22 protein-coding genes and 1 tRNA gene are annotated in these 26254 nt (G+C 51.1%); 18 read left to right on the plus strand and 5 right to left on the minus strand.

Annotation, left to right across the window (positions count from 1 at the left end):
- Positions 1-5 precede the first annotated feature (5 nt).
- The 5 genes from ACZ50P_RS12815 to ACZ50P_RS12835 all read left to right on the plus strand — a co-directional run bounded on the left by ACZ50P_RS12815 (position 6) and on the right by ACZ50P_RS12835 (position 9362).
- Complete coding sequence (locus ACZ50P_RS12815; protein WP_464131612.1) at positions 6-2003, plus strand: hypothetical protein; 1998 nt, start codon at positions 6-8, stop codon at positions 2001-2003.
- Positions 1993-2439 (plus strand): pentapeptide repeat-containing protein, encoded by a 447-nt coding sequence (locus ACZ50P_RS12820; protein ID WP_464131614.1) that lies wholly within the window; start codon positions 1993-1995, stop codon positions 2437-2439. The genes ACZ50P_RS12815 and ACZ50P_RS12820 overlap by 11 nt, the downstream gene beginning before the upstream one ends.
- A complete protein-coding gene (locus ACZ50P_RS12825) occupies positions 2436-3638 on the plus strand; it encodes a hypothetical protein (RefSeq protein WP_464131615.1) in 1203 nt (400 codons plus the stop codon). The genes ACZ50P_RS12820 and ACZ50P_RS12825 overlap by 4 nt, the downstream gene beginning before the upstream one ends.
- A gap of 66 nt (positions 3639-3704) precedes the next feature.
- Entirely contained in the window at positions 3705-8600 is a 4896-nt protein-coding gene (locus tag ACZ50P_RS12830) for a hypothetical protein (protein ID WP_464131616.1), read from the plus strand.
- Positions 8601-8693: 93 nt separating this feature from the next.
- Positions 8694-9362: a hypothetical protein gene (locus tag ACZ50P_RS12835; RefSeq protein WP_464120317.1), complete on the plus strand. Its 669-nt coding sequence runs from the start codon at positions 8694-8696 to the stop codon at positions 9360-9362.
- A 38-nt stretch (positions 9363-9400) separates the two neighbouring features.
- Here the strand turns inward: ACZ50P_RS12835 and ACZ50P_RS12840 are convergent, their stop codons facing one another.
- Positions 9401-9724, minus strand: a complete 324-nt coding sequence (locus ACZ50P_RS12840; protein ID WP_464120314.1) for an HNH endonuclease — start codon at positions 9722-9724, stop codon at positions 9401-9403.
- Positions 9725-9856: 132 nt separating this feature from the next.
- Between ACZ50P_RS12840 and ACZ50P_RS12845 the strand changes: the two genes are divergently transcribed.
- A complete protein-coding gene (locus ACZ50P_RS12845; protein WP_464120313.1) occupies positions 9857-10999 on the plus strand; it encodes a cyclic nucleotide-binding domain-containing protein in 1143 nt (380 codons plus the stop codon).
- A gap of 1 nt (position 11000) precedes the next feature.
- Complete coding sequence (locus ACZ50P_RS12850) at positions 11001-11687, plus strand: PilZ domain-containing protein (RefSeq protein WP_464120312.1); 687 nt, start codon at positions 11001-11003, stop codon at positions 11685-11687.
- Here ACZ50P_RS12850 and ACZ50P_RS12855 read toward each other — a convergent pair.
- Positions 11684-12292, minus strand: coding sequence for a DUF4337 domain-containing protein (locus tag ACZ50P_RS12855; protein ID WP_464120311.1), 609 nt, complete (start codon positions 12290-12292; stop codon positions 11684-11686). The genes ACZ50P_RS12850 and ACZ50P_RS12855 overlap by 4 nt on opposite strands.
- A 127-nt stretch (positions 12293-12419) precedes the next feature.
- Here ACZ50P_RS12855 and ACZ50P_RS12860 point away from each other — a divergent pair, with 127 nt between their 5' ends.
- Positions 12420-12833 (plus strand): CBS domain-containing protein, encoded by a 414-nt coding sequence (locus ACZ50P_RS12860; RefSeq protein ID WP_464120310.1) that lies wholly within the window; start codon positions 12420-12422, stop codon positions 12831-12833.
- A 35-nt stretch (positions 12834-12868) separates the two neighbouring features.
- Here the strand turns inward: ACZ50P_RS12860 and ACZ50P_RS12865 are convergent, their stop codons facing one another.
- Positions 12869-14803 (minus strand): LTA synthase family protein, encoded by a 1935-nt coding sequence (locus tag ACZ50P_RS12865; RefSeq protein WP_464131618.1) that lies wholly within the window; start codon positions 14801-14803, stop codon positions 12869-12871.
- A 105-nt stretch (positions 14804-14908) separates the two neighbouring features.
- Here ACZ50P_RS12865 and ACZ50P_RS12870 point away from each other — a divergent pair, with 105 nt between their 5' ends.
- From ACZ50P_RS12870 to ACZ50P_RS12890, 5 genes are all read left to right on the plus strand, one after another.
- The gene (locus ACZ50P_RS12870) at positions 14909-15124 is read left to right on the plus strand and encodes a BolA/IbaG family iron-sulfur metabolism protein (protein ID WP_464120308.1); all 216 of its coding nucleotides are present in this window, start codon (positions 14909-14911) and stop codon (positions 15122-15124) included.
- 15 nt (positions 15125-15139) lie between these two features.
- A complete protein-coding gene (grxD, locus tag ACZ50P_RS12875) occupies positions 15140-15445 on the plus strand; it encodes a Grx4 family monothiol glutaredoxin (protein ID WP_464120307.1) in 306 nt (101 codons plus the stop codon).
- A 1-nt stretch (position 15446) separates the two neighbouring features.
- A complete protein-coding gene (locus tag ACZ50P_RS12880; protein ID WP_011165270.1) occupies positions 15447-15653 on the plus strand; it encodes a YgaP family membrane protein in 207 nt (68 codons plus the stop codon).
- 12 nt (positions 15654-15665) lie between these two features.
- Positions 15666-17051 carry an FAD-binding oxidoreductase gene (locus tag ACZ50P_RS12885; RefSeq protein ID WP_464131620.1) on the plus strand — a complete coding sequence of 462 codons (1386 nt, stop codon included), beginning with the start codon at positions 15666-15668 and terminating at the stop codon, positions 17049-17051.
- A 61-nt stretch (positions 17052-17112) separates the two neighbouring features.
- Positions 17113-19896, plus strand: coding sequence for a fibronectin type III domain-containing protein (locus tag ACZ50P_RS12890; RefSeq protein WP_464131622.1), 2784 nt, complete (start codon positions 17113-17115; stop codon positions 19894-19896).
- Here the strand turns inward: ACZ50P_RS12890 and serA are convergent.
- Complete coding sequence (serA, locus tag ACZ50P_RS12895) at positions 19893-21098, minus strand: phosphoglycerate dehydrogenase (RefSeq protein WP_464131624.1); 1206 nt, start codon at positions 21096-21098, stop codon at positions 19893-19895. The two genes, ACZ50P_RS12890 and serA, sit on opposite strands and share 4 nt — an antisense overlap.
- A gap of 71 nt (positions 21099-21169) precedes the next feature.
- On the opposite strand from serA, the gene ACZ50P_RS12900 reads away from it, so the two are divergent.
- Genes ACZ50P_RS12900 through ACZ50P_RS12920 form a run of 5 tightly spaced genes read left to right on the plus strand, consistent with a single transcriptional unit; the run spans position 21170 to position 25998 of the window.
- The gene (locus ACZ50P_RS12900) at positions 21170-22567 is read left to right on the plus strand and encodes a sigma-54-dependent transcriptional regulator (protein WP_464131626.1); all 1398 of its coding nucleotides are present in this window, start codon (positions 21170-21172) and stop codon (positions 22565-22567) included.
- Positions 22567-23511 carry a phosphatidate cytidylyltransferase gene (locus ACZ50P_RS12905; RefSeq protein WP_464120302.1) on the plus strand — a complete coding sequence of 315 codons (945 nt, stop codon included), beginning with the start codon at positions 22567-22569 and terminating at the stop codon, positions 23509-23511. Before ACZ50P_RS12900 ends, ACZ50P_RS12905 begins: the two co-directional genes overlap by 1 nt.
- On the plus strand, positions 23508-24257 hold the full coding sequence (locus tag ACZ50P_RS12910; RefSeq protein ID WP_464120301.1) for a lysophospholipid acyltransferase family protein: 750 nt from the start codon (positions 23508-23510) through the stop codon (positions 24255-24257). The genes ACZ50P_RS12905 and ACZ50P_RS12910 overlap by 4 nt, the downstream gene beginning before the upstream one ends.
- Positions 24250-25152 (plus strand): MBL fold metallo-hydrolase, encoded by a 903-nt coding sequence (locus tag ACZ50P_RS12915; protein WP_464131628.1) that lies wholly within the window; start codon positions 24250-24252, stop codon positions 25150-25152. The genes ACZ50P_RS12910 and ACZ50P_RS12915 overlap by 8 nt, the downstream gene beginning before the upstream one ends.
- A 54-nt stretch (positions 25153-25206) precedes the next feature.
- On the plus strand, positions 25207-25998 hold the full coding sequence (locus ACZ50P_RS12920; RefSeq protein WP_464131630.1) for a YihY/virulence factor BrkB family protein: 792 nt from the start codon (positions 25207-25209) through the stop codon (positions 25996-25998).
- A 71-nt stretch (positions 25999-26069) separates the two neighbouring features.
- Here ACZ50P_RS12920 and ACZ50P_RS12925 read toward each other — a convergent pair.
- Positions 26070-26146: transfer RNA gene (locus tag ACZ50P_RS12925), tRNA-Arg, on the minus strand.
- Positions 26147-26254 lie beyond the last annotated feature (108 nt).

The raw sequence follows: 26254 nt of genomic DNA on the forward strand, positions 1-26254 counted from the left end.
AAGGTATGGGGTTCTCACAAGTAAGAACAGTCATTCTTTTTTCATATCTGCTCTCTGCACCGGTTTCCGCACTGGCATCAGTTTCATTAACTGAAGTGCCGCAAGGACTGACCGTCCAGGGTAAGATCATCCAGCCGGACGGGCTTCCACTGGAAGACTCCAATGTCAGCTTTAATATCAAAGTTCTTTCTCCTGGCGCCGAAAGCTGTGTGCTGTTTGAAGAAAACCGTGTCGTGAACATGACCAACAGCAAAGGCATCATCAACTTCACAATCGGCGCCTCAGAACCTGGCACCACCGTTGTTAACACCGGTCCTCTTCTTGCCATACACCAGGTTCTTAAGAACTCGGCCCCCATTACCGGTCTGACCACCTGCGCTTCCGGGAATACCTACACCCCGCAACCCGGTGATTCACGCAAAGTCCGAGTGTCCTTTACCGTGGGCAGTGAGTCTGTCACGCTGGCTCCAGATTTTAAAATGAAGTCCGTCCCCTTCGCTTTGGAGGCGGATAACGCTGTGGCATTGAGCGGAAGGAAAGCCGGTGATTTTATTCAGACATCGGCCACAGTGACCCAGGAACGAATCGAACAGCTGCTTCTGCCAGCCAACTTTGACGGCCTGGTTTCCATGTTAAATCCCACAGCGGCTCCTCCCAGCGACGGAGTCATTGGCATCCCCACCTCTGATGGCAGTGCTTCACCAGCTCGCGACGGCCTGATGCGCTACGATGAAACCACGCAAACAGTACAGGTCTCTGTCGGTGGACAGTGGCAGGACTTAATGACTGGCAATACCACTGTGGGCTCCTCCACCATTGCTGACGGCTCCATCAGTACTCCTGACATTGCCAACAGTGCCGTCACCGGCGGCAAAATCGCCAACAATGCTGTCACCACTGACAAGCTGGCTGATGAGTCAGTGACCACAGATAAGATTATGAATATGTCTGTCACAAACTCTAAGATTGCTGACGGAGCAATCACATTCAATAAAATTGCCAATGGTTCCATCAGCACGTCAAAAATCGTGGATTCAGCGATCACTTCCGCCAAGATTTTGGACGGCAGCATTGTCACGGTGGACCTGGCGGATTCCGCCATCACGTCTTCCAAGATTCTGGATGGCTCCATCGTTACGGCCGATGTGGCTGATGCTGCCATCAACTCGGCCAAGATCCTCGATGGTTCGATCGTAACGGCCGACGTCGCTGATTCAGCCATCACCTCCACAAAAATTCAGGACGGAACGATCGTTAATGCCGATCTGGCAAATTCCTCTGTGGATTCGTCAAAGATTCAAGATGGCAGTATTGCCACTGCTGATATCGCGGACTCTGCGGTGAATTCTGCCAAGATTGCTGACGGTTCCATTGTCGCTGCGGATCTGGCTTCCAATGCCGTGACCACTGTCAAAATTCTGGATGGCAATGTCACTGACGCCAAAATTGCGTCAGTTTCTGGAAGCAAGGTCACGGGAAACATTCCCGGCAACGCGGCGGGCTTCTATGGTTCACTGGGTGGGGACGTCACGGGCACTCAGGGCGCCACGGTCGTTGAAGGTCTTCAAGGCCGTTCGGTGGCTTCGACTGCACCGGGAGCTGGTCAGGTACTGAAGTGGAATGGTTCTCAATGGACTCCTCAAGCTGATAATAACTCAGGCGGAACGATCACTAGTGTCGGAGCAGGAACGGGACTTGCCGGTGGAGGTTCTTCAGGCGCCGTCTCGTTAAGTCTGACCAATACGGGGGTCGGAGCTGGTTGGTATGGTACTTCTACCGCGGTGCCAAGATTCTATGTAGACAGCCAAGGAAGAATCACTTCCGTCAGTCATGTGGCGGTCGCCGCTGGGACAGCTTGTGGCGGCTATCAGCACGGACAAGTGTATATCTCTAGCAGCACCTGCAGTTCCAAAACCATGGCGCAATGTTTGAATGGCGGAACGGTCAGTCTGGGGACCTTCTCAGTCCCTTCAACCTGTGACGGGGATGGGGATGGATTCTAGGCGGTCGCTGGGAATCTACTATGCCAGCCTGCTCATTGTCATTGGAACCTTTCAGTTTTTCGAGGGGGGGCGACGGCTGCTTCCTCCCCCCAAAAAAAATCATCTGAACTTTCCTTCTCTCGAGCAGACCTTCAACCCTCAGTTCCCGGTTCTTTCCGCTGGACTGCACCCGCAGTTCCCCGCTTCTGATATCATTCTGCAAGAACGTCTTTTTGCACCTTTCATCGTACTAAAAAATCAAAATCTCTCTGGAAAAAATCTTTCCAAAGCACACTTAAGCTTCGCCGATCTGCGCGACGCCGACTTACGCAGCACAGATCTTTCCGAGGCCTTGCTTTATGGAGCCCAATTGTCAGGGGCGCAGTTCGACGAAAAAACACGTCTTCCGTTTTCGCAACAAACAGCCTTGCAGCTTGGCATGAAGAAGGTCCCATGAAAAGTCTTCTGCAAGAGCTGCAACAGCATAAATCCCTGGCTTGGATCGGTGTGCTTCTGAGTCTGGAGCATATTTTCACTTTTGTCTTCTGGCTCACAGAACGTCCCGTTCATTTGATTCTCTCCAACTCCCATCCTTCTGTGTGTTGGCCAGCCTTGCCTTTTTGTGAAGCTCTGAAGCCCTCTGCCGAGATACTAAGTGGCCTTCTTGGGCTCTATCTGATTCTTGCCGTTGGGTCCCTTGCCTGCTGGGGGCTTCAACGCTTTAAATGCGCCATTCTTCTTTTATGGACTCTTTTGTTTTTTAAAGTCGGCGTGATCCTGCTGGATTATCGCCTGACGGGAAATTACCACTACATTCCCACCATCCTGACCTTGGTGTTTTTACTGGTACCCGGCCGAATCCGGGCCCTGCCCGTGGCCTTCTTCGTTGTCTATTTCACGGCCGGAATACTGAAGTTGAATCATCAATGGCTTTCCGGTGCCGCCATCAATGACCGTCTGGTGCCGGAGGTTCTGACCCGCGTGGGAGTCTGGTATGTTTTGATTCTCGAACTGATTCTGGTGTTTTTGCTGTTTGCCCGCAAAGACCGCTGGTTCTATTTCCTCTTTGTTCAACTGGTGCTTTTTCATTTGTACTCCTGGCATCTGACACGATTCTTCTATCCCAGTGTGATGTTGTTGCTGTTGGGAATTTTATTGATCACCCGACCTTTGCAAAAAGAGGAAGGGTTTAGCAGAAGCTGGATGCGGTGCCTGAAACAGCGAAGCGCACAGGCCTTGCTGCTTGCATTTATTCTGTTGCAGTTGCCTCAGTACTACATTCCCGGTGAAGCCGCTCTGACCGGTGAAGGACGAATGTATGCCCTGATCATGTACGACGGACGAACGCAGTGCCAGCCTCACCTGACAATCTGGAAAAAGTCCCAAAACAAAGAGGAAGTGCCCCTCGTGCCCCCCTGGCTGCTGACCCGAACTTCCTGCGATCCTTTGATATTCATGCGCTTGACAGAGAAAGTCTGCACCTGGAGCGAGGCAGATCCTGCCGTATTGCAGATTGATCTGAATATTCCCATTCGCTATCAGAACCAGGAAACCTGGCAACCGTTGGTGTCACTCACAAATGTCTGCAAACAACCTCTGACTTATTCCTCTTTCTTTTCGAACTACTGGATTAACAAATTGAAGCTTGAACCGTAGATACTAGATTACTCACTTTTATATTGGATGGCTTAGGTTTTTCATCAAAGAACCGATAAGACATTGATGCTTATTGGACGTGCTTGTTTGGCATTTAAATGTCTCATTTTTGGATTCCCCTTCCTGCTGGTCGGCTGTAATCTTACAGCCAACCTGGAGGATGTCAGCATTCCTTCTGTCGCCATGGAAGTGGGCAGCAAAATTAAGGGTGGCGAAGACTTCCCTATCCAGCTGCAAGTTTCCGGCAACAATTATTCAAAAGCCAAAATCTATTACACATTGGACGGAAGTACCTGGAGTCTTCTGACTGAACTGCCTCGCGGAGTTTACAACTACACCTGGTCCGTCCCCGCCGGAGACTATCCTCAGGCAGGCCTGCGTGCTGTTCTGGAGAACGAATCCGGCAGCTCACTGCAGGTGGAAAACAATCTCGAGATTGACTCCACTCCTCCTGCCATTCCCGGGATCACGGACCACACTTCAGCGTTAACTCGCAACACGATGGCCCTTTTCACTATCGCCGACTGCAGTGATGTGCGCTTTGTGAAAATCACAGAGTCCGCCACGGTTCCGGCTTTTGACAGGTCCTGGGTTACTTGTTCAACGGCAACAGAAGCTTTGGCCGCCGCAATGGATACAGACAAAGTCTACCCATTCCATCTGTGGTTCGCAGATGAAGTCGGAAACATCAATCCGACGGTCACAACCTACAACAAGACACGGGACCGCACAGGTCCCGCGCTCGCACTGACCAGTTTTCTTTCATCTTTGAATATTAACGGTGGCAGCACGCAGAATATTTCCTGGACATACACTGACGCTCATCCTCATGCAAATCCGGTGGCTCTTTCCTATTCGCTGGACGATGGGGTTTCTTGGGTGAGCATCGCGAACAATCAAAACACGTCGCCCTATTCTTGGACCACCGGGGCTTTGAATTCAAATCAACTGCGCATCCGGATCGTGGCTCAAGATATACTTGGCAACTCATCCGAGGTGATTTCGCCGGTTTCTCATCTGATTGACAGCTTGGACCCATTGATCAGTCTGACTTTAAGCTCTCCGAACACGGACACCCTGAAGGGAGGCGACGTCCTAACCCTCAGTTGGCTGGCAACTGACGCCAATCTCGGCACGGATCCGGTCACTGCCGTTTACCGTGTCGATGGCGGTTCCTGGATAACACTGAATGGCACAGCCAACCATCCCTCCACGGGATCTTTGAACTGGTCGGTTCCAGCGAACATAAATTCCTCCAATGTTGAATTTGCAGTCAGCGCACTGGATATCGTGGGCCGTTCCAAGACAACTATCAGTCTTCCCTACACCATCGACAACGGGGCCCCGGCCTTAACCTGGACCAGCCCGGCCGATGGCAGTAACGGAATCAACGGTCTGACTCTGAGTGGAGCCTGTGGAGCCGCCAGCGGAGACATGGCCACCCTGACCATCACCGGCGATGTCACAGGCTCTCCCTCCGCAACCTGCAGCGCCGGGAACTGGTCTGCAAATGTGACGTTCAGTGCCGGATTTGGCAACAAAACGATCACTGTCAGTCAAAGTGATGACGCGGGCAATGTCACGACTTTGACTCGAACCTTCACCCGCAATCAGCTTGCGGCAAAAACCTATGACTTCAGCTTCATTGATCCGGCTTATCGTCGCGATCTTGACAGCATCAACTTCAATTTCAATTCCTTGGCGCTGGATAGCGAAGTGGCTTCCTGGGAACTTCTTTTTGTGAACGACTCTGATTCCAGCACATCGGTTCAAAGCTTTACATCTGCCACGCCAAACTACATCTATAACTTTAGTGGCGGATCTCAACGCCAGGCCAAAATGCGGGTTCGCATCACGGATGTGCAGGGCAATGTTTCCACCGTCACTTCCCCTGCCTTCCAGATCTTGACAGAAGTCACGACCGTGATCGGCACTTCTCCAACGATTGGAGTAACGGATGGAATCGGAACTGCCGCCCGCTTCTGGGGCCCGAATTCATTGACCAAGGTTGGGAACACCCTTTATGTGGCAGATCGTGCTTATCTGCGCGCCGTGGATATCAGTGCTCCGGCGCTGCCAACGGTGACAACTTTGGTGGGATCTTCCTATACAACGGCCTATCAGGGAATTGGCCGAAATGTATCGCTGGGACTTTCTTCCAGCGTGACCACCGATGGCACCTATGTCTATGCTTCGGATTATTCGCGCCACTGTATTTTGCGATACAACCCAAGCCCTCTTTCAAAAGAAGTAGAAGTTTTTCTGGGAGCCTGTGGCACCCTGGGAACACCCGCAGCCAATGCTGATCAGACCAAGGCGGGCTCACGTTTCCGTAACCCGACGGATCTAAAGTATCACAACGGCTATCTTTACATTTCCGATACTAGCAATTACTGCGTCCGCCGCTTTGATATGAACGACACGGTTTCCACCGTGGCCGGATACTGCGGATCTTCCGGGAATATCGCGGGGGACCTTGGCACCAATCGCATCAACAACGTGGGTATCGATATCGACAGCCAGGAAAATCTGTGGATTGCTCAACACACCAACGGTGTTCTAAGTTACACCTCGCTGACGCCACCGTTTAACTTAAAAACATTCTCTGGAACCTCAGCCGTGCGTGACACCAACTCGGTAGGGCCTGCACCAAACACCATGTTCCGTGCCGCCTACAGTGTGCGCGCCCTGAATGCGGGACCTCGCAACAGTCTTTTTGTGACGGATGAGTATTCGCACATCATCGTCGAAATCCCCTATGACCCCACCAATCCTCTGGCCTATGTCGGAAGTTCGGCAGTGGTGGCAGGACAAGCAGGTGTGGCCGGCAGCAAAATGGGTTTACCCGCCGTCAGCATGCTTTACTCCCCCACCTTCACACTGATTGACGGAAACGACATGTTCGTCACCAGTCCTTTTGCCAATCAGATTATGAAATTGAATCTGACAACTTACGAGCTGTCTGAGTATCTGGGAGCCCCTCCAGCGCTGACAGAGCATAAGGTCGGCAATCACGCCAAAATATCGACACCGCGTTTTCTTACCACAGACGGGACCCACATTTATGTCGCTGCCAACAATGCCGTCAAAAAAATCGATCTGACGGCCAAAACACTTTCCACCGTCAGCGGTCATAGTGCCTTTGGCGGTCACGTGGACGGCAACGGCGGCAATGCCCGACATACAAATGTCTGGGGTTTGGAGCGAGTTACCGGAGGCATTTACAGTATCGACCGGGCAAGCCACGTGATTCGCTTTACCGACAACTCAGGCAACACCCGCACAGTCGCCGGCGATCCGATGGTTCCCGGATACTTGGAAGCCACCAATCCGGGGGACGTAGCCCGCTTCAATGGCATGACCGGCCTTTGTTCCATCGGAAATTCGCTTTACGTCGTGGATAACGATAACGTCCGTATACGCCGCCTGGACGTGGGAGACATCAATAACCCCGTCACCAATCCGGCCACGGTCTTTATCGCCGGTTCCAGCTCCGGTTATCAGGACGGCAGTGGCGCGGGAGCAAAATTCACCGAACCTTTGGGCATTGCCTGCATCGCCAATGGCGCACATCAAGGTCTTTATCTAAACGACACCCGAGCTGTACGCAAAATTACCCTGGCGGGAGATGTCACCACCCTTGCGGGAAGCCTGGCTGCAACAGGCAACACCGATGGTATCGGCACTGCTGCCCGCTTTGACTCCTTGTATGGAATCAAAGCAGTCGGCAACATCCTGTATGTTGCCGAGTCCGCAGGACGTTTGCGCAAGATTGATCTGGATAATTCGGCCGAAGTCACGTCCATCATTAACAAAGACATGGCCCCTACGACTCCGGCCAAACGCAGATCTTTATATGCACTTTCTGCTCCCTTGGCCGATGTCGCCATCATCGGGGACAATGCCTACGTCACAATGCAAAATCAGCATTCTATCGCCCGGGTCAGTCTGATCTCAGAAGAGGTGGAGTTTATCGTGGGTCAAGGACTGGTCCGCGAGATCGTTCGTTCCGACTCTGATGGCTCAATTGAGCGCACACCCTCCGCAATTCGCGGCACGAATCAGGTGAAAGTGGGTGATGACTTGTACGTGGTATCTTTCTATGACACCGCCATCTACAAGGTCGACAAGGATGGAGTTGTCAGTCTGTATGCCGGAAAAACCGGCGTCCCGGGCTATATTGACGGTCCACGCTTAAGCGCTCGATTCTTCTCCTCTCACTTTATCAGCCACTATAATGGGGCGCTCTATGTGGCTGACTATGACATTCATATCATTCGTAAAATTGATATGACGACGGGACAAGTAACAACTGTCGCCGGGGTCGCAGGAGAATCCGGAACCAACGACGGCCCTTTGGCAACCGCCCGCATGAATCAACCTTATGGCCTGGTCCACAAGGACCATTACCTGTTCTTTGTACAAAGAACCACGGGCCTAGTGCGGGCCCTGGATCTTAATACTGAGGAAATTTTCACAGTGATGGGGGTTGCAGGCGACAACACTGTTGTCGACGGCGACAAAACCACAGGTCGTATGGGTTGGCCCTATGCTTTAACAGCCGTGGGAGATGATCTCTATGTCACCGACACCGATAGAGGCGTCTTAAGAAAAATCGACATTACTGATCCACGCAACGCCTCTGTTACGACGGTCGCTGGAACGGATGGTCTTGTCGGGTACGCCGATGGCGTTGGTGCCGCTGCCAGGATGCACACCTCCACGGGACTCACAACCGATGGAAAATACGTTTATTTCACAGAACGGGGAACAAACTCCATACGTCGCTACAATCCAGCCAACAATGAAGTGACCACCTGGTTGGGAAATCCCCTTTTCATCGGACACGGCGATGGACCACTCAATGACGTCTTGTTCTACAAACCTATTCAGCCGATCTTTACTCCAGAAGGTTTCTATATTTCCGACGGCGATCACTACAATGTGCGTTGGGTGAAATAGGGCTCATTCAAGAAGAATTCAATTTACCGAACAGATCCTGCGAAATTTCCGCATGTAACTTGGCAAACGGTACTTCGTAGTGCATAAGAAACTATGGAATCAGCTTTAAGCCTGAGTCGGCAGGCGCGATTTAAAATTTTTAGCGAAAATATCAGCCAGGCCATCGAAGACGAGGGCCTGGTAGTGCGCCCCTACACCCACCCGACACTGCCTTATTTCAATCTTCTATCCACCGAAGAACAAGAACAGGTCCTTAAAGATCTGCTGATCTACTATCAAATCTGCATGGATATGAAGCATCAGGGCGACTCCCTCAAGGACACCCGTAAGTTCACCGAACGTGCGATATCCCGCCTGAATAAAAGAGCCGATCCAAAGGTGATGGATCTTTTACGCCCAGATCATCTGGTCGAAATCTACAACACAAATCACACCCAGATCTTTCGAAGCCTTCCTTACTTTGAAGTGTGCACTTATTCCCTCGAAGACATTTACTGCCGCAAATGGTATCACCTGTACGAACGCAGCCCTGAAGATCAAGAGCAACTGGATAAAGACCTGGGACTTTTTTATGCACACTCCCCTTTGCGCACCATCGAAGTGCATGCTCCCGAACACATCATTCGCGAAACCGGATCTTTGGAGCGCATGGAAATTTTGACCAAGATCTGGTGGCTAAGCCCCCTGTTTTCCACCAATAAAGAAGACACCTATATTATGGCCGTTGAGACCAGCCGTCTGCCGGAGATGGCAGTGCGCTGATCCCATAGCAAAAAAACCCGGGGACACCGGGTTTTTTGTTATTCATCCTCTGGGGTTTCTTCAGCGGGTGCCTGGGAACTTTTGAGTTCTTCCAGCGCCATTTCTGCGCGGGTTTTATAACCTTTTTTACTGTTGCAATCCTTGCAGGACGGCACGCAGTTGTTCTTATTGGATTTTCCACCACGGGCAATGGGGATTAAGTGGTCCATTGTGAGATCGGCTGGTTTAAAGCGCTCACCGCAATGATAGCACAGACCTTTTCCCAGCTCCTGCTTCCACCACTGGCTTTGACGAAGCTCGCGGGCCTTGGCTTTTTCGCGTTTTTGATGCTCGGGTGGAGCGGCTGAAAAGAAATAATCCATAGAGTCGTTATAGCTTAAGTCCAGCCCCCCCGCAAGACCCGGAAAACTGGACGAGGCCGTGCCCTGGAAGAGCTCAAATTCAGGCCTCTTTTAGCCGATAAAACCCTGTGACTATTGAAGGAGTGGGATTCTATGTCAGTAAAAACCTTTAAAAAAGGCGAAGTGATCTATAAAGACGGTGATAAAATTACAGCCGTTTATTTGATCCAATCCGGTGGTGCAAACCAGTGCCTGATCCGCGGAAAGAAAACCATCGACCTTTTTCAACTTGGATCGTCCCACATTCTGGGCGAACAGGTGATTCTGGGGCAAAGCACACATCCCACCGCCGCCGTTGCCACCACTGAAACCAAAGTTCTGGAAATCCCGGTTGAAACTTTGAAACAACATTATGAAAGTGCGCCTCCAACCCTGAAAATGATCATCAAATCCCTGACAGACCGTCTGCGCCTGGCGGTGAATGATGTTCGCTCCAACAAACTTGAAAAAGACTCCTCCCCCTGCCCGGAAGATCAAGTGGCCAAGGTTTACGGTTCTGTCTTCCACACCGCCAACCACAAAGGGGATCGATCTCAACCCGGTCGCGTGATTGTCGACTGGAACATGATGAAGCAGTATTCCCAGCGTGTGATGGGTGAATCCCCCAAACGTCTGGAGCAGGCTATCAATATCCTGGTGAAACTGAAGCTTGCTTTGTATGAAATGGGCAAAGATCCCACCAATCCCGACGGACCGGATGAAATTCAGAAAGTTCACTTCCTGGATCTATCTTTGGTGGAAAGCTTCTTTGAATTCTATCAATACTATTATTTCAAAGGCGGCCGTTCGGATCTTTTGAAAGTGGACGAACTGTGCATGCAAATGCTGACCGCCATCCTGAAAATGTCAGAAAACGAACAGCCGGATCGCTTCGGCATTGTCGGCGTGGACTTTGCCAAATTCAGCGAATACTGCAAAGAGGAAATCGGAATTAATCTGAACAACGACCACTTCAACCGTCTTGAAGGCAAAGGTGTCTTCATGAAACGCAAAAACGGCGGCACCGGAGTTCAGTTACAGTTCGAAACCAAAGAGTTCCGCTCGATCCTGCAGAGCTGGAAGATGCTGCGTGAAATTGAAAAGTGGAACGAAAAAGGCTTCGTCGACATGGACGAAAAAGAAGAAAAACCCAAGAAAAAATCCAGCGGACCTTCCTGCCCTGCATGCAGCGCGGACGTTCAGGCTGGCGCCAAGTTCTGCCACGAATGCGGCCACAAGATGACAGCGGCGGCCTAAAATGAGCGAAGCATTGGTCATTTTCAAAGCTATTAACAACGAATCCAGAAAGCACGAGCTTTTACAGCAGCTCTTGAATTCTCAGGAGCTGATCAGCCTGCGCGACAAGTATGACCGCATCATCGTGCTAAAACCGATGGGCACCAACGATAAACTGCAAATCAAGTGTCATCCCCCGGAATCCACAGCGATGAACACCGACGAATCGGTGACCTTCACAGCGAGCTTCTCGCTTAAAGGTGAAAAGTACCTGTTCGAAACCCATCCGGTGGTGAATGAACATAACATCACTTTGACCGTGCTGAATCTGTTTCATTTACAAAGGCGCAAAAACTATCGCTATATGATCCCTTCAGACTATTCGGCAGAGTTCGTGATCACCTATTTGAATCAGGTCGTTTGTTCCCACGCCTGTCGACTGCTGGATCTTTCCACGGAAGGCTGCGCGATTGAAATATCTCAGACGGCGGCCAGCTTGAATCTTGAAGACATGGTTCAGGCCGAAATCTTCCTGGGGGATCGAGAGCCCATACTTGTTCAGGGACTTATTAAAAACATTCGCATCAAAGATGACGAATTCCTGACGCTGGGAGTGGAGTTCAACCACCTGGCCAACGCCAGCGAAGACCATATCGTCAGTTCTTTGACAGATTTACAGCGCGAGCTTTACTTCCGCAAAGCGGCTTAAGCCACACCCAGATAAGCCCAAAGGGAAATCCCGGTGCCAATAAAACCAAGTACACACATGCCTGTAAAGAACACCTGTTGCAGGTTTTCTTTTTTCAGCACCAAACTCATCGCACCCAGGACAAGACACAGTTGAAAGAACAAACTGGACATATCAAAGCGATCCCCTGCGGTAGCCAGAACCGCCAGTTGCTGTTCCATCTGCTGAGCACCAACAATCTGCCCTAACTTTCCATCCAGATCCTGCACCCAGTTTTCCGGCCCGACCACCTCGGAGCCCTTGAGAATTTCATTCTTTTCTTTTTTGTAGCGCAGGATGCGTTTCTGCAAATTGGCAATATGCCCATTCACAGCCACCTCGGCCTTGGGTTGAATGGCCCCAGCCTGCTTCAAACTTTCAAGCAGGGACTTTTCCCCTTCCACCAAAGTTTCCTTGATACTTTTGGATTGATACCACATGTAGGCGGCAGCCTTTTCATTGGTCCCGATGATCTCATCATCACCGTATTTGCCGGCCACCAGGTCACTCACGGCCATGATCGCGGCAAAAATAGCAATCACGACACCACAACGAACTTCAAAGCTGGAATTTCTATCTTCTGACATGACACAGATTTTATAATCATTCTGTTTTTGTCAGTCAACTGTGTGTCTGTTTCTCTGCTTCGGAAAAATACAAAGATATTATTTTTCGAAAGTCTTTATCCTATTCACACCAACAAAGGAGTTTTCCATGAAAGTCAGAGAGGTCATGCATAAGCACGCCGACGTCATCAACCTAAACCATACTGTTCGCGAAGCTGCGCAAATGATGGCGCGTGGCGACTACGGATGTCTACCTGTTGAAGACAAAGATAAAATGGTCGGAATGATCACCGATCGTGATATCGCCCTGAGAGTTGTTGCCAAAGGACTCGATCCCAACAACACCAAGGTCAGTGAGTGCATGAGTCCGGGCATCAATTTCTGCTTTGAAGACGATGATCTGGATTCCGTCGGAACTCAGATGGGTTCAAAAAAGATCCGTCGCATGCCGGTAATCAACCAACAGAAACGACTGGTCGGGATGCTGAGCCTGGGGGATATCGCCAACAAAAGCCATGACCAGAAGCTGTCCCACAATATTCTTTCGCACGTATCACACTAAAAAAAGGCCCGGTAACGGGCCTCTCTTACGAAAAACTATCTTGATGGATAATAAAGCTTATTGTCCCACATGCCTTCGTTGAAGTACTGAATCGTGGCCTTCAGTCTTTGTACCAACAGATCCCGACGGGGGGCCTCGGTCAGAGAGGCTGACAGATCCTTTTCATGGGCCCGGTCGGTAATGGCAAACATCTGAGGCTCGCCATGCCCTGGGGACCAGGTCACTGAATAGTCCCTGGCAAACAGGATGTAACGTCCATCAATAAAGTTCACGGCTACTTTGTCCCCTGGAACAAAAACAGAGCTTCCCAGATAGTTCTGATCCTTATCCGAAATCCCCAGGAAGTCCAAAACCGTCGGCAGAATATCAATCTGCTGCACCACCATCTGCGTATCCACTTGGGGGAACTTAAAGGACGGATGATATAACATCAACGGAATGCGGTAGTTCCCCTGCTCGTTCTGATATTCAGGGCGATAGTGCATGGATGTATGGTCCGCCGTGATGATGAACAGTGTATCCTTAAACCACGGTTTCTTGGCTGCCTCCTCAAAGAATCTTTGCAGGGCGTAGTCCGTATATTCCACAGCCTTCAGAATAGGCAACGGACCTTCCACAAAGCGCTCTGAATACTGTGCCGGAACTTTGAAGGGCTGATGGGAACTCAAAGTAAAGACCGAGGTCATAAACGGCTGAGGCATTTCATCCACCTGGGTCAACATCCATTGCAGGAATGGCTCATCCCAAATCCCCCACACGCCGTCATCGTCTGCGGTGTTGCCGTATTCACGGGCACCAAAATACTTTTCCACCCCGGCACTTTGCATGAAGCTATCAAAATACATGGTTCCGTTATGCCCGCCATGGAAGAAGCTCGAAGAAAACTTATGCGGGGTCAATAAAGTTCCCAGACCCAGGAAATAGTTGGCGGTAAAATGCGATGAGATAAAAGGCTCATTCATCAATGCCGGAATACCGCCCATGATGGCTCCGACCCCTTCGATGGAACGGCGCCCGTTGGCATAGGCGTTTTCAAAGCTCAAAGATTTACTTTTCAATGAATCCAAAAAAGGTGTGTAGGACTTCCCACCGTCGACCGGCCCCAGGTATTCTTCCCCGAAGCTTTCCAGGATAATCACAACAACATTCTGAGGCTTCTGAGCCCGCCGTCCCTCCAACAGGGAACCACGCAAAGAACCGTTTAATAACGACAGCATCTGGTCTTTGTCGTTGAAGTACTTCTGTTTGCTCAGGCCTTCAGCGCCGTAACTTTTTATGAAGGTGAAAGTCGAGTTCAAAACCAGATTGTTCAAGAGCGGAGCGGTGAAGACATTGGCATTTACAAAGTTAATGGGCTTGGCCTGCAAACCGCCGCGGATGCCGATCACGCTCAGCACCAGAGCCACAAAACTTAAAAATACGTGAGCCCCCCAAAGCTTAAGCTTTCCCGAGCTTTTGGGTGCCGTCCAAACGACTGGGGATTCCGCCAGAGCCACCCGTCGCACCACCAGTACAAACAACACCACCAGCAATGTGTTCACCAGAAACAGCAGCCAATAACTGCTGACAAAGTTCCACAACTTTCCGGAAAGCTCATTCATCAAAAAAAGGCTGTCATAAGTGAAACGACGCCCAACAAAATTGATAAATTCCGTATCCACCAAATTAAGGATCAGGAGCGGCACCTGCAAAGCACTAAAAGAGATCCAAGTAAAATGCTGCCACAGACGATTCCAGCTTTGCGGCCATGGAATCAGAGACAGCAGCACCAGAGGCGCCGCCAAAGTCAGCGTGGCCACCACATCAAAGCGCAACCCCACGATGAAAGACCACAACAGATCCTGCCCCGGTTTGTTTTTAAATAGACTCCAGTTCCAGATCAGGAACTCGACCCGTGCCAGGAAATAGAACAGCACGGCCACTAAAACCAGAGAGAAGATCTTAATAATTCGATGGGACGGTCCAAACATGGGGATATACTACACTGACGGATTGCATCATTCAATCTATCAGCACCTCCCCCTTTACCGAGAGGGCCTGCTCTGCTAGTTTCCCCATCTATGACAGCAGAACAAATGAAAGAACGTTTAGAGAAGCATTATCCAGGTGCCATCATCGAAGTTTTCGATCTGACGGGCACTCAGGATCACTGGGAAGTATTTGTGGAAAGCACTGTGTTTGCGGGGATGACTCGCATCCAGCAGCACCAAAACGTGATGGCTTGCTTTGGTCCAGAATTGAAGACCGGCGAGGTTCACGCCCTGTCAATCAAGACTAAGATTAAATCATAAAAAGGACCCGTAAAAATGGCTACAACTCACGAAAGAATCGATCAGATTGTTAAAGGTAATAAAATCGTATTGTTCATGAAAGGAACTCAGCAGTTCCCTATGTGCGGCTTTTCCGCTCGTGCTTGCGCGATCCTTCAGGACATGGGTGTGCAGTTCCACGATGTGAACGTGTTGGATGACGATGAAATCCGTCAGGGCATCAAGGAATACGGCAACTGGCCGACAATTCCACAGCTTTACATCAACTCTCAACTGGTTGGTGGCAGCGACATCATGATGGAAATGTACCAGTCCGGCGAACTTCAGGAACTTTTGAAGTAATATGAGATGCAACGTCGCCCTGTGGGACCGCATTCTAAGGTTTTTATTCGGCGTGGGTTTAACTGCCTACGCCGTGGCCGGCGGTCCTTTCTGGGCGTACATCGGGGTCTATGGCCTCATCACCGCAGCTTGGGGCTTGTGTCCCGTCTATGCTTTCTTTAGAATCAGAACTCTGAAAGATTACCACCGACCGATCAACGAAGAATAGGATGTTGTCATCATGTCCACCAGCGCTCTCCTCGAACTTGAAAGCCTCTTGAAGAAAGACCAAATCAAAACCGACGAAGAGAGTCTGAAGTACTGGGGCAAGGACTGGACAACCTATTTTGATATCAAATCTTCTGCCATCGTTTTTCCACACTCCACCGAAGACGTCGTTAAACTGGTTCACTGGGCCCGTAAAAACAAAATGGCCCTGATCCCTTCGGGAGGTCGCACCGGACTTTCTGGCGCGGCAGTGGCCACGCAAGGTGAAGTCGTTGTGTCCTTTGATCAAATGAACAAAATCAAGGAATTCAATCCCGTCGATCAGACCGTGGTGATTGATCCGGGTGTTGTCACAGAAGCGTTGCAGGAGTTCGCACTCTCTAAAAATCTTTTCTATCCCGTGGACTTTGCAGCCCGTGGATCTTCACAAATGGGTGGTAATATCGCCACTAACGCCGGCGGCATCAAGGTCGTTCGCTACGGCCTGACTCGCGACTGGGTGGTGGGCCTGAAAGTGGTCACAGGCACAGGTGATGTGCTGGATCTGAACAATGCTCTTGTGAAAAATGCGACCGGCTATGATCTGCGCCATCTGTTCATTGGCTCGGAAGGAACCTTGGGCTTCATCACTGAAGCCACCATCAAGCTGGCTGCGGCGCCTCCGCCCATGAAAGTTCTGGTGATGGGTGTCAGTGGTTTGGATGCCGTGATGAAGATCTTTGCGGAATTCAAAACCAAAACATCCCTGGTGGCGTTTGAGATGTTTTCAGACAAAGCCCTTCGCAAAGTTTTGGAAGGCACAGGGCTTAGCGCTCCGCTGGCGACCGAATGTCCGTTCTATGTTCTGGCCGAAGTTGAAACTCGCAATGAAGCCGATGAAGAACAGGCGCTGAGCGTGTTTGAAAAGTCTTTGGAAGAAGGCTGGGTATTGGATGGCGTGATTTCCCAATCCGACGTTCAAGCCAAAACTTTCTGGAGATATCGCGAAGACATCTCCGAATGTCTGGCCAAGTACTCCCCTTACAAGAACGACATTGCCGTGGCGATCTCCAAAGTGCCGCCGTTCATGGAAGACCTGGACCAGGTCCTGTCCGCGGCGTACCCGACCTGGGAAGTGGTCTGGTTCGGCCACATTGGCGACGGCAACCTGCACATCAATATTCTGCGTCCTGAAGGCATGAGCAAAGAAGAGTTCGTGAAAGAGTGCCGCAAAGTCGATGTTCTGGTCTTCGAGGCGGTTCAAAAGTACAAGGGCTCGATCTCCGCCGAACACGGCGTGGGTCTGACCAAAAGATCCTTCCTGAATTATACGCGCTCTGAAGCTGAAATTGAGCTTATGCGCGGGATTAAGAAAGTCTTTGATCCTGACAATATCATCAACCCGGGTAAAGTGATCTAGACCTCACCTAAGACCTGCGACCATTGCCGCTTTCCAGTCTTCTGTTAGACTGGAAAGTACAGTGCGTATATTCATTCTATTTCTATTTTTATTGTGTGTTTCCTGTACTAAACCTTTAGGCGATCAAAACCCGCTGGAGCAGCCTTCGACAGAAGCGCCCGGGGAATTCGATCTGGCCTCTCTTCAGCGCGTGGATCAAAAGCTTTTGGTCTCTTGGACAACTTCCAAGGGCGCTAATTCCTATGAAGTGAAATACGGGACCACGTCGAACACCTACACCAACAGCCTCACGGTTTCCAAGTCCCCTGCTATCATCGAAGGCTTGACGCCCAAGACCACCTACTACTTCCGAGTCAGTGCTACAAACTCTCTGGGCAGCGTGGATTCCTCTTCCGAAAAAAGTTTTCCGTTCATGGGAGCCCCCGGAGACTTTAACCTGCTTACGGCCGTCGCCGGTGACGGTCAGGTTCTGCTAAGCTGGGAAGCCAGCCCGGAGGCCTCCAGTTACACGGTTGCTTACGGCACCAGCCCCGGAAACTTCACCACATCTGCAGGCACGGCCCTGACCACCAACAAACTGATTTCCTCTCTGAGCAACAACACCACCTACTACTTCTCTGTGACTGCCAAAAACTCCGTCGGCTCGACGGTGGCAACAAACTCTTTAAGCGCCACCCCCAGTCCACCACCCAGCGCCCCACAAAATCTTGTGGCCACGCCCGGCACCGGAGAGTGCAACCTGACATGGCAAGCTCCGGCCACAGGCACCGCTCCTTTCTTGTACACCGTTCGCAGAACCACTGGGGGCAATCCAAGCGTTGTGGCCTGCTCTAACGTTCCGACTTTGACTTGTCTGGACAGCGGTATTTCAAATGCAATCCACACTTACACCGTTGAAGCCACCAACACTTCAGGCACAAGTCCTTTGAGCAGCAGTGTGTCCTGCGCCGTCGGAACACCCGGCGATTTCCAACTGCTGACGGCAACCCCTGGCAACGGTCAGGTCACACTCACCTGGGAAAACAGCTCTTTGGCCACGGCTTACACGGTTAAATATGGCACCAGTCCGGGCAACTTCACCTCCACGGCCTCCACGAGTGCCAATTCACCTCATGTCGTCGGAGCTTTGACGAACACCGTGCCTTATTACTTCTCTGTGATTGCCACGAATGCGGTGGGAAGCAAAACAGCTTCCAACTCATTGAGCGCGACCCCGGACGTCCCCCCCTCAGTCCCTTTGAGTCCAACAGTGGTGGTGAACGAAATCGGCAAGTGCACACTGAACTGGATGCCTCCGGCCAGCGGGGCTCCGCCTATAACGTACACTGTTCGTCGCGTGGTCAACCCCACCACCAACGTTGTGATCTGCGAGAATATCTCTGCACGCACCTGTTCGGAAGAGGGTCTTTCCAGCTCCACTTACAACTACACCATCGAAGCCATCAATGCTGTTGGCACCGGACCGAAAACAAGTAATATCGCCTGCACACTCGGCGCTCCTAGTGCACCGACCTCTGTCGCGGCTTCCGCCGGAAACAAAAAGGCCACACTGACCTGGTCAGGCGGCAGTGGCGCCTCTTCTTTCACCGTGAAATACGGGACCACGACAACACCCACGTCCGTCGCCTCCACAACTGCAACGTCCCCCTTTGTGGTGGAAGGACTGACCAACGGAACGCTGTACTACTTCCGTGTCGAAGCGGTGAACGCCTATAGCAGCACCGCCGCGGCCAACGTCAGCACAACACCCACCAGCAATCAACCCAACATCACCATGCAAGGTCCGGCACTGGCTGTGAATACGGCGGTGAACGCCGTGACTTTCGGTGATACATATACCAGAAAATTCACTATTGCCGATCCGGACCCCGAAGATACCATTGATTGCAGTGGCAACTCTGCCACCAGTTCCAACACCGGAGTCATTCCCAACAGCAGTCTGACACTGGGCGGTTCGGGGCTGAATTGTTCCATCGCAATCGCCTCCACTCCCGGAGTTTATGGACAAACTGGCATTTCACTGAACGCCACCGACGGTCAGGCCATCCGCACCGTGAACATCAGTCTCCAGGCCTTGCCGACGCCACGACGGATTTATTCGTGGCGCAAACATGGCAGCTATTCCGGCCCGGCACTGACAGTACGCCGTACTTCTGACAACAGCACCACTGACATTTATTTTGATACCAATGGAATGGTGGATTCTTACCTGACAACCTTTGCTGGTACGACCGGGCGCTTGGTCACCTGGTACGACCAGGGTGCAGAAGGCAAACACGCCTATCAGCCCGACCCAAACCGCCAGCCAACGGTCAGCTTGTCCGGGGGCATTTTGCGTATTACTGCAGATGGAATTGATGATGCCATGATCCTTCCCGATTTCCCGGCACTCACCGCCATGACCGCTTACACTCACTTCACCTTCACCGCACAAAGCACTGCGGCAGCTCTGCTTTCATTTGGCAAAAAAGATCCGTCGAACTTGGAAGGATTTGAAATCGGTCGCACGGCCGGAGGCGTATGGTCCGTGAAATCGGCGTCGACCTCTTCCACTTTGGAAACCACGACGGGCCCTGCCTTAAACACAAGTGTCCCGGGACAAGCCCTGATTCTGAACACAGTCGGTGCACCCAAAAGAGATCTGATCACCTCATCGACAACGACTCCGGCAAAGGTTTCTGGGTCCTTGACAGGATATGTACCCTCTACAAATACAGAGGCCTATCTATTCTCAGGTGGTTCAGCGGGAACAACCCTGCCGATCAAGGGTTCTCTCAAAGAGCTCCTGATCTTTGACCAAGAGCTCAGTGGCGCGGAAATCAAGGCACTGACTTCTCAGAACTAGTAAACCACCCGCGTGCGGATGGATCGAGACAACTTTTCGATCTCCGCCGCCAGTGTGTGTGCATGGGATGAATGCACGTCCATCACAAGATATCCGATCTTTTCATCTGTCGACAGGTACTGTCCTTCGATGTTGGCCCCTGCCTTAGAGATCAATCCGTTGATTTCCCCCAGGACCCCTGGCTCATTCTTATGCACATTCAAAATACGCGAAGTCCCCTGCTTTACTGGCAAATCCACATTCGGAAAATTCACAGCCCCCGGAGAAGACCCGACTTTCAAATAACGACGGAAGCTTTCCGCCACTTCCAAACCGATGGCGTACTGTGCCTCTTCCGTACTTCCCGCAATATGCGGAGTCAGTATCACGTTGGGCATTCCCTGTAATGGCGACTTGAATTTTTCCTTATTAGAGGAAGGTTCTTCCGGGAACACGTCAATCGCGCAGCCCGCAAGATGTTTGTCTTTAAGAGCCTTCACTAGATCGTCGATCACCACCACCGTTCCGCGGCTGGCATTAATCAGGAAGCTCCCCTTTTTCATCAGCGACAACTCGCGTGCGCCGATCATGTCCTTGGTTTCCGGAGTCTCCGGGACATGCAGGGTTACGAAATCAGAAGAGCGCAAAAGCTCATCCATTGAGGACATCATGGTGGCATTTCCCAGAGGAAGCTTTTTTAGAACATCATAGAACAAAACCTTTAGCCCCATGGCTTCGGCCAAAATGCTGACCTGACTTCCAATATGCCCGTAACCCACGATGCCCAGGGTTTTACCCCGCACTTCGTGAGATCCCACAGCCGACTTCACCCATTCACCCATATGAGCCTGAGTATTGCGATCGCCCAGTTGACGGGACAGAGATATCATTTCGGCAATCACCAGTTCCGCCACAGATCGTGTGTTTGAGTGAGGAGCATTGAAAACCGGCACACCCTTTTCACGCGCGGTCAGAAGATCTACCTGGTTTGTGCCAATACAGAAACAACCAATCGTCACCAGATGTTTGTTCGCCTCAAGGACTTTGGCCGTCAACTCTGTCTTGGATCGGATGCCCACAACTTCGTAGTTGGGAAGCAACTGCATCAGCTCTTCCTCAGAAGGCGAATGCGTGATCAGGTCAACCTTGTAACCTTCCTCTTCAAGTCTTTGTTTCGCCACCGCATGAATATTTTCAACCAACAAAATTCTTTGAGCGCTCATCGGGCCTCCGTACCAATGATGCTACTCCCATTCACGATCTTCGTCACTATTCGCAGTGACGAGGCGTGCTAATGATGGCCAAATTAGACGTCTCGGGTATGCTGGAGTCTATGACATCAACTCGAGTATTTTCTCTACTTATCGTGGATGACGATCCATTGATTCATCAGTCCCTGAAGCTGGCCCTTCCGAATCACTGGAAGGTGTTTTCGGCCCAGACTTTAGAGGCCATTCAATACGAACGTTTCTATCATGCTGCCTTTGTGGATATGCATCTGGAACCAGGCTCTACCAAAGCCGTGGGACCGTCGGTGATTGAAAAACTGGTAAAGCACAACAACCAACTGGAAGTTGTGGCTATGTCAGGTGACCTCAGCCGACCGCTGATGGAAAGCTGTCTTAAAGCCGGCGCCCAGCGCTTTCTGGCCAAGCCCCTGATGCCGGAAGAAATTCTTCTGGTACTGGAAAAAATCGAAGCCCTCTGGGACTTGCGCAGTGTGGACCCGGCAGCCAACCGCAAAAGCACACGCTGGGTAGGAACATCTGCGGCCTCATTGAAAATAAAAAAGCGCATTGCAGATCTTCGTGGCGAAACCAGTCCGGTTCTGATCGAAGGTGAAACCGGGTGTGGAAAGGAAGTTGTTTCTAGACTTCTGCACGAACAAGAGGGCGATCGCCCTTTCATCGCAGTTAACGTAGCCAGCATTCCGGAAAATTTATTTGAATCTGAAATGTTTGGCCATATGAAGGGGGCCTTCACGGGAGCGGATCAAAACAAGATCGGCCTGACCGAAGCCGCCCACGGTGGAGATTTGTTTTTGGATGAAATCGAAGCCCTGCCACTGACCCAGCAGGCAAAACTTCTGCGCTTTCTGGAAACCGGTGAAGTTCGTCGAGTCGGAGCCAAAGAAAGCACGCAAGTTAAAACCCGCGTGATTGTTGCCAGCAACAAGTCCCTTGAAAAAATGGTCGCTGCCGGAGAATTCCGCGAAGACCTTTTGTACCGCCTGGCCTCTCAGCGTATCGAACTGCCACCATTGCGTGAACGCCTGGAAGACATCACTGAGCTTGCAAAACACTTCCTGGATGCAGAACGCCCGCGCCGTAACAAGTCCTTCACTGACGACGGCATTGAGGCCCTAAAAAAATATAACTGGCCCGGAAACGTGCGCGAACTTAAACGCGTGTGCGAACAACTGAGTCTGACGTCCCCCCTGCCCTTCATTCGTGCCGAAGATGTCACGGCATGGCTGAAGCCTGCGGCTACTCCGGTGGGAGCACCATCTTATACTGTGATTGATTTCAATAAGGGCCTCAACACCCTGGTTGAAGAATTTGAAGCGCATGTGATTCGCACTTGCATCAAGCAAACCAGCGACATCGAAGACGCCGCGCGAGTTTTGAAAGTCTCTCGCTCAAATCTATACAAAAAAATCAAAGACTACAAAATTGAAGAGGAACCTTCTTAATGGATTTTTTTGATCTTGATCTTCCCATCCGCATCGCCATGCCGACGGCCTGGGAAAGCCACATCTATCGTCAGACCGTACTGATTGTCCTGTCCATCATCTTTGCCTCGGCCTTTATCATTTTCTGGTTCCGTAAAAAGAATTACTACTTCGTTCAATCCTGGGCCAGCATCAAATCCTGGCTGATCGCAGCCCCACTGATGTTCCTGGCGATGGGGATGCCCGAGCCCTGGCCGCTGGTGGCTCTGACCGCACTGGCTATCTTAGGCGCAAAGATCTTCTTCCAAATCATGGGGATGTTCCATCGCAGTTACTTTGTTTTGATTTGTTATGCGGGGATTATCGGCCTGGGGGTCTGTGCCTGGTATGACCGCCTGGATATTTACAATGCCATGCCAATGATGGTTCTGGGTGTGACTTGCCTGGTGCCTTTGGTGCGCAACTCGTACAAACGCATGATTCAATACATCTCGTTGACCTTGCTGGCCTTTATCTTCCTTGGCTGGTCGTTTATGCACCTGGGACTGATCATGAAGTTCCCGAACGGGGTCTTCCAGGTGATGTACCTGATCATCCTGACAGAGTTCTGCGATAACACCAACTTGGCGGTCAGCCGTTACATTGGTGGCTGGAAGCTGTTCCCGGGCATCAATCCACGCCGTACCGTGGGCAGCACCGTGGTGTCCATGCTTTTGACTTTGTTCCTGGCAGGTTCCATGCGCTTCCTTTTGCCGGATGGGTCTGACAAGTACTGGCTTGCTTCCGGTCTTGTGGCCTCCATGGGCGGCTTTATCGGGGATCTGGTGATGACGGTGGTTCGCCGTGATGCCGGCATGAAAACCGTGGGCCCTTTCATCATCGGCCGCGGGGACTTCCTGCACCGTATGGACCGCTTGATCTTTGTTGCTCCTATTTACTATTACGTCATGACGGTCATTTTATGAAGGATTGGAACTACGAAAACGAACAGTGGACCAAGCTTCCCACTTACCTGAAGCACTTGCCGCTTTTCACCCGCCACATTGATCTTTTCAGTGTGTGCATGCGTTTTTTGTGGTCGCTGATCCTTAAAAATATTCTGTACAAGTTTTACATCCGACTGGAAGTCAAAGGCACCCCCTTTTCCGAAATCTATAAAACACAGCCGAAGCTGATCATCATCAGCAACCACGCCAGTCACCTGGATGCGGTGTCCATTGCCGCCTCCATCCCACGCCGTTACTGGCTGAATCTATACATCGCTGCCGCGAAGGATTACTTCTTCAGCAATCCGCTGTTTATGTTTTTCTCTCAACACTGCCTGGGTGCCATTCCGATTGACCGCAAGGACCGTAAGGGCGAAGCCATCAATCTGATTTTGAAGCTTCTGACCGAGCTTCCCCGCATGTGGCTGATCATTTTCCCAGAAGGCACCCGTTCCAAAGACGGGAAAATTCAGGAATTCAAACGGGGCGTTTCGATCTTTTCAGAGCGCACTCAGACACCTTTGTTGTTCACCTATTTGGATGGCGTGATGGAACTTTGGCCCAAGGGTCAAAGCATGCCTCGCCCTGGAAAACTGACCCTGCACGTCGGTCCAGTTCATCCACCGGGTCCGATTCAAGAGGTGTATGCTGCTTATAAGAGCTGGGTTATGACCATCAACCCGGATGCCTTCCCGGCTGCTACGGAGGAAAAGCCTCATGAATAATGAACTGCAAATCGAAAACAAACACTTAAAGATCGGACCTTATGAGGTCTGCCCCATCCCGACAGGTCTGTTTGGACTGGATGGCGGCGCGATGTTTGGTACCGTCCCGAAAGTTCTTTGGGAGCGCAGCAATCCACCTGATGAAAAAAATCGAATCTCGATGGAAGCCCGTGGTCTGCTGTTAAAGTCCCCGGGTTGCAATATTCTGATCGACACCGGCAACGGTGGCGACTTCATTGCCAAATACGGTGAAAAGCTGGGTGGCAAGTTTGCTGAACTGTTCAACATTCACAGCGACGGCCCGTCCCTGCTCAACTCCCTGAAGCATCATCATGTAAAACCTGAAGATATCCATCATGTGATTTTGACTCATCTGCATTTCGACCACGCCGGCGGTGGCACCACAGAAAAAGATGGCAAGCTGGTTCCTACATTCCCGAATGCAAAGTACTGGATCCAAAAAGCGAACCTTGACACTGCCTCCAACCCCAACTTGCGCGAAAAAGCCAGCTACTATCCTGCGAACTTCCAGCCACTGATTGATGCGGGCGTTGTGAATATCATGAAAGGCGCTCAGGAAAACTTCCTGCCCGGTATTTCTGCCATCATCAGCAACGGGCACACCCAAGGTCAGCAGGTTATCAAAGTCACCGATGGCAGCACCACGTTGTTGTATTGCGGGGACATGGTTCCCACCAGCACACACGTGAAACTGCCTTGGGTAATGGGTTACGACCTGCATCCGCTGACGCTGATCGAGGAAAAAACCAAGTATCTTAGTGAAGCAGCAGATCATTCATGGTATCTTTTCTTTGAGCACGATCCTTACTGTGATGCGGCTCTGATTGAACGCAGCGGGAACGATTTCGCCGTTCAAAAAAGATTCTGGCTGTAGCGCACTCACGCGCCGAACGTGCAGCGGGCGGGGCTCGCGGAACTGGATTGCATTTTGCTAAAAAGACTGTGGAGCGTACTTAAAGACACCCTTCAACAAATGCGCGATGGTGAATTGCAACTGGTCGCCGCGTCCTTGTCTTTTTCCACTGCTCTTGCTCTGGTTCCTTTTATCGCCGTTGTTCTGGCAACTTTTCAATCCATTGGGGGCCTGGAGGCTCTTTATCCCAAAGTCGAAGCCCTGCTTCTTTCAAATATGAAGGAAGCCGCAGGCAGTGGCTTTACCAAAATGATGAAGATCGTCCTAAAGAACGTCAACGCCGGTAAACTGGGGACCGCCGGTGCGGTCTTCCTGTTCATCACGTCGATCCGTCTGATGCACGACATGGAAGTCGGCATTCACCGCGTCTGGAATCAGCGCAACACCAGACCGTTTTACAAGCGCCTGATCTATCACTGGGCTCTAGTGCTGGCGATCCCGGTTTTTCTGGCGATCTATGTGGGCTTTACTTCACTGGAACAGTTTGAATTCGTTCACCGCGTGATCCCGGCCTCGGTTTCAAACTCGCTGGTTCTGGTCGGCACCTTGTTTTTGGTCTATAAGATGGTTCCTGACGTGCAAGTGCGAACGCGAGCCGCTGTCATTAGTTCGGTACTGGCTTCGATCAGCCTTTTCCTGGTTCACAAAGGCTACGTTCTGTTGGCCAAGAAGTTCTTTGCCTATAACAAACTTTACGGCTCTTTCGCAGCCCTGCCCCTGTTGCTGTTATGGATTCTGACACTATGGTATGTGATCCTGGGAGGCGTCGCCCTGTGTGCGAGCCTGCAAAAACGACACGTTGCATAGTTCGCGACAATTCGACCCCAAAGACCCGACAGGACTATAAGTTATTAATTTTATTGATTAATTAAAGAAAGTGGTGATTCCGGTACGACTCGAACGTACGACCCTCTCCTTAGAAGGGAGATGCTCTATCCAGCTGAGCTACGGAACCACGGTATCACGCTGAGTGAATCTTTCTTATAGGGGCAGAAGTCCCCGATTTCAAGAATTTATTTGGTTACTAGGCTCATTTACCGAACAACTCGAAGGCTGATTTCAA

This window comes from Bdellovibrio sp. CKG001, from assembly GCF_055397465.1.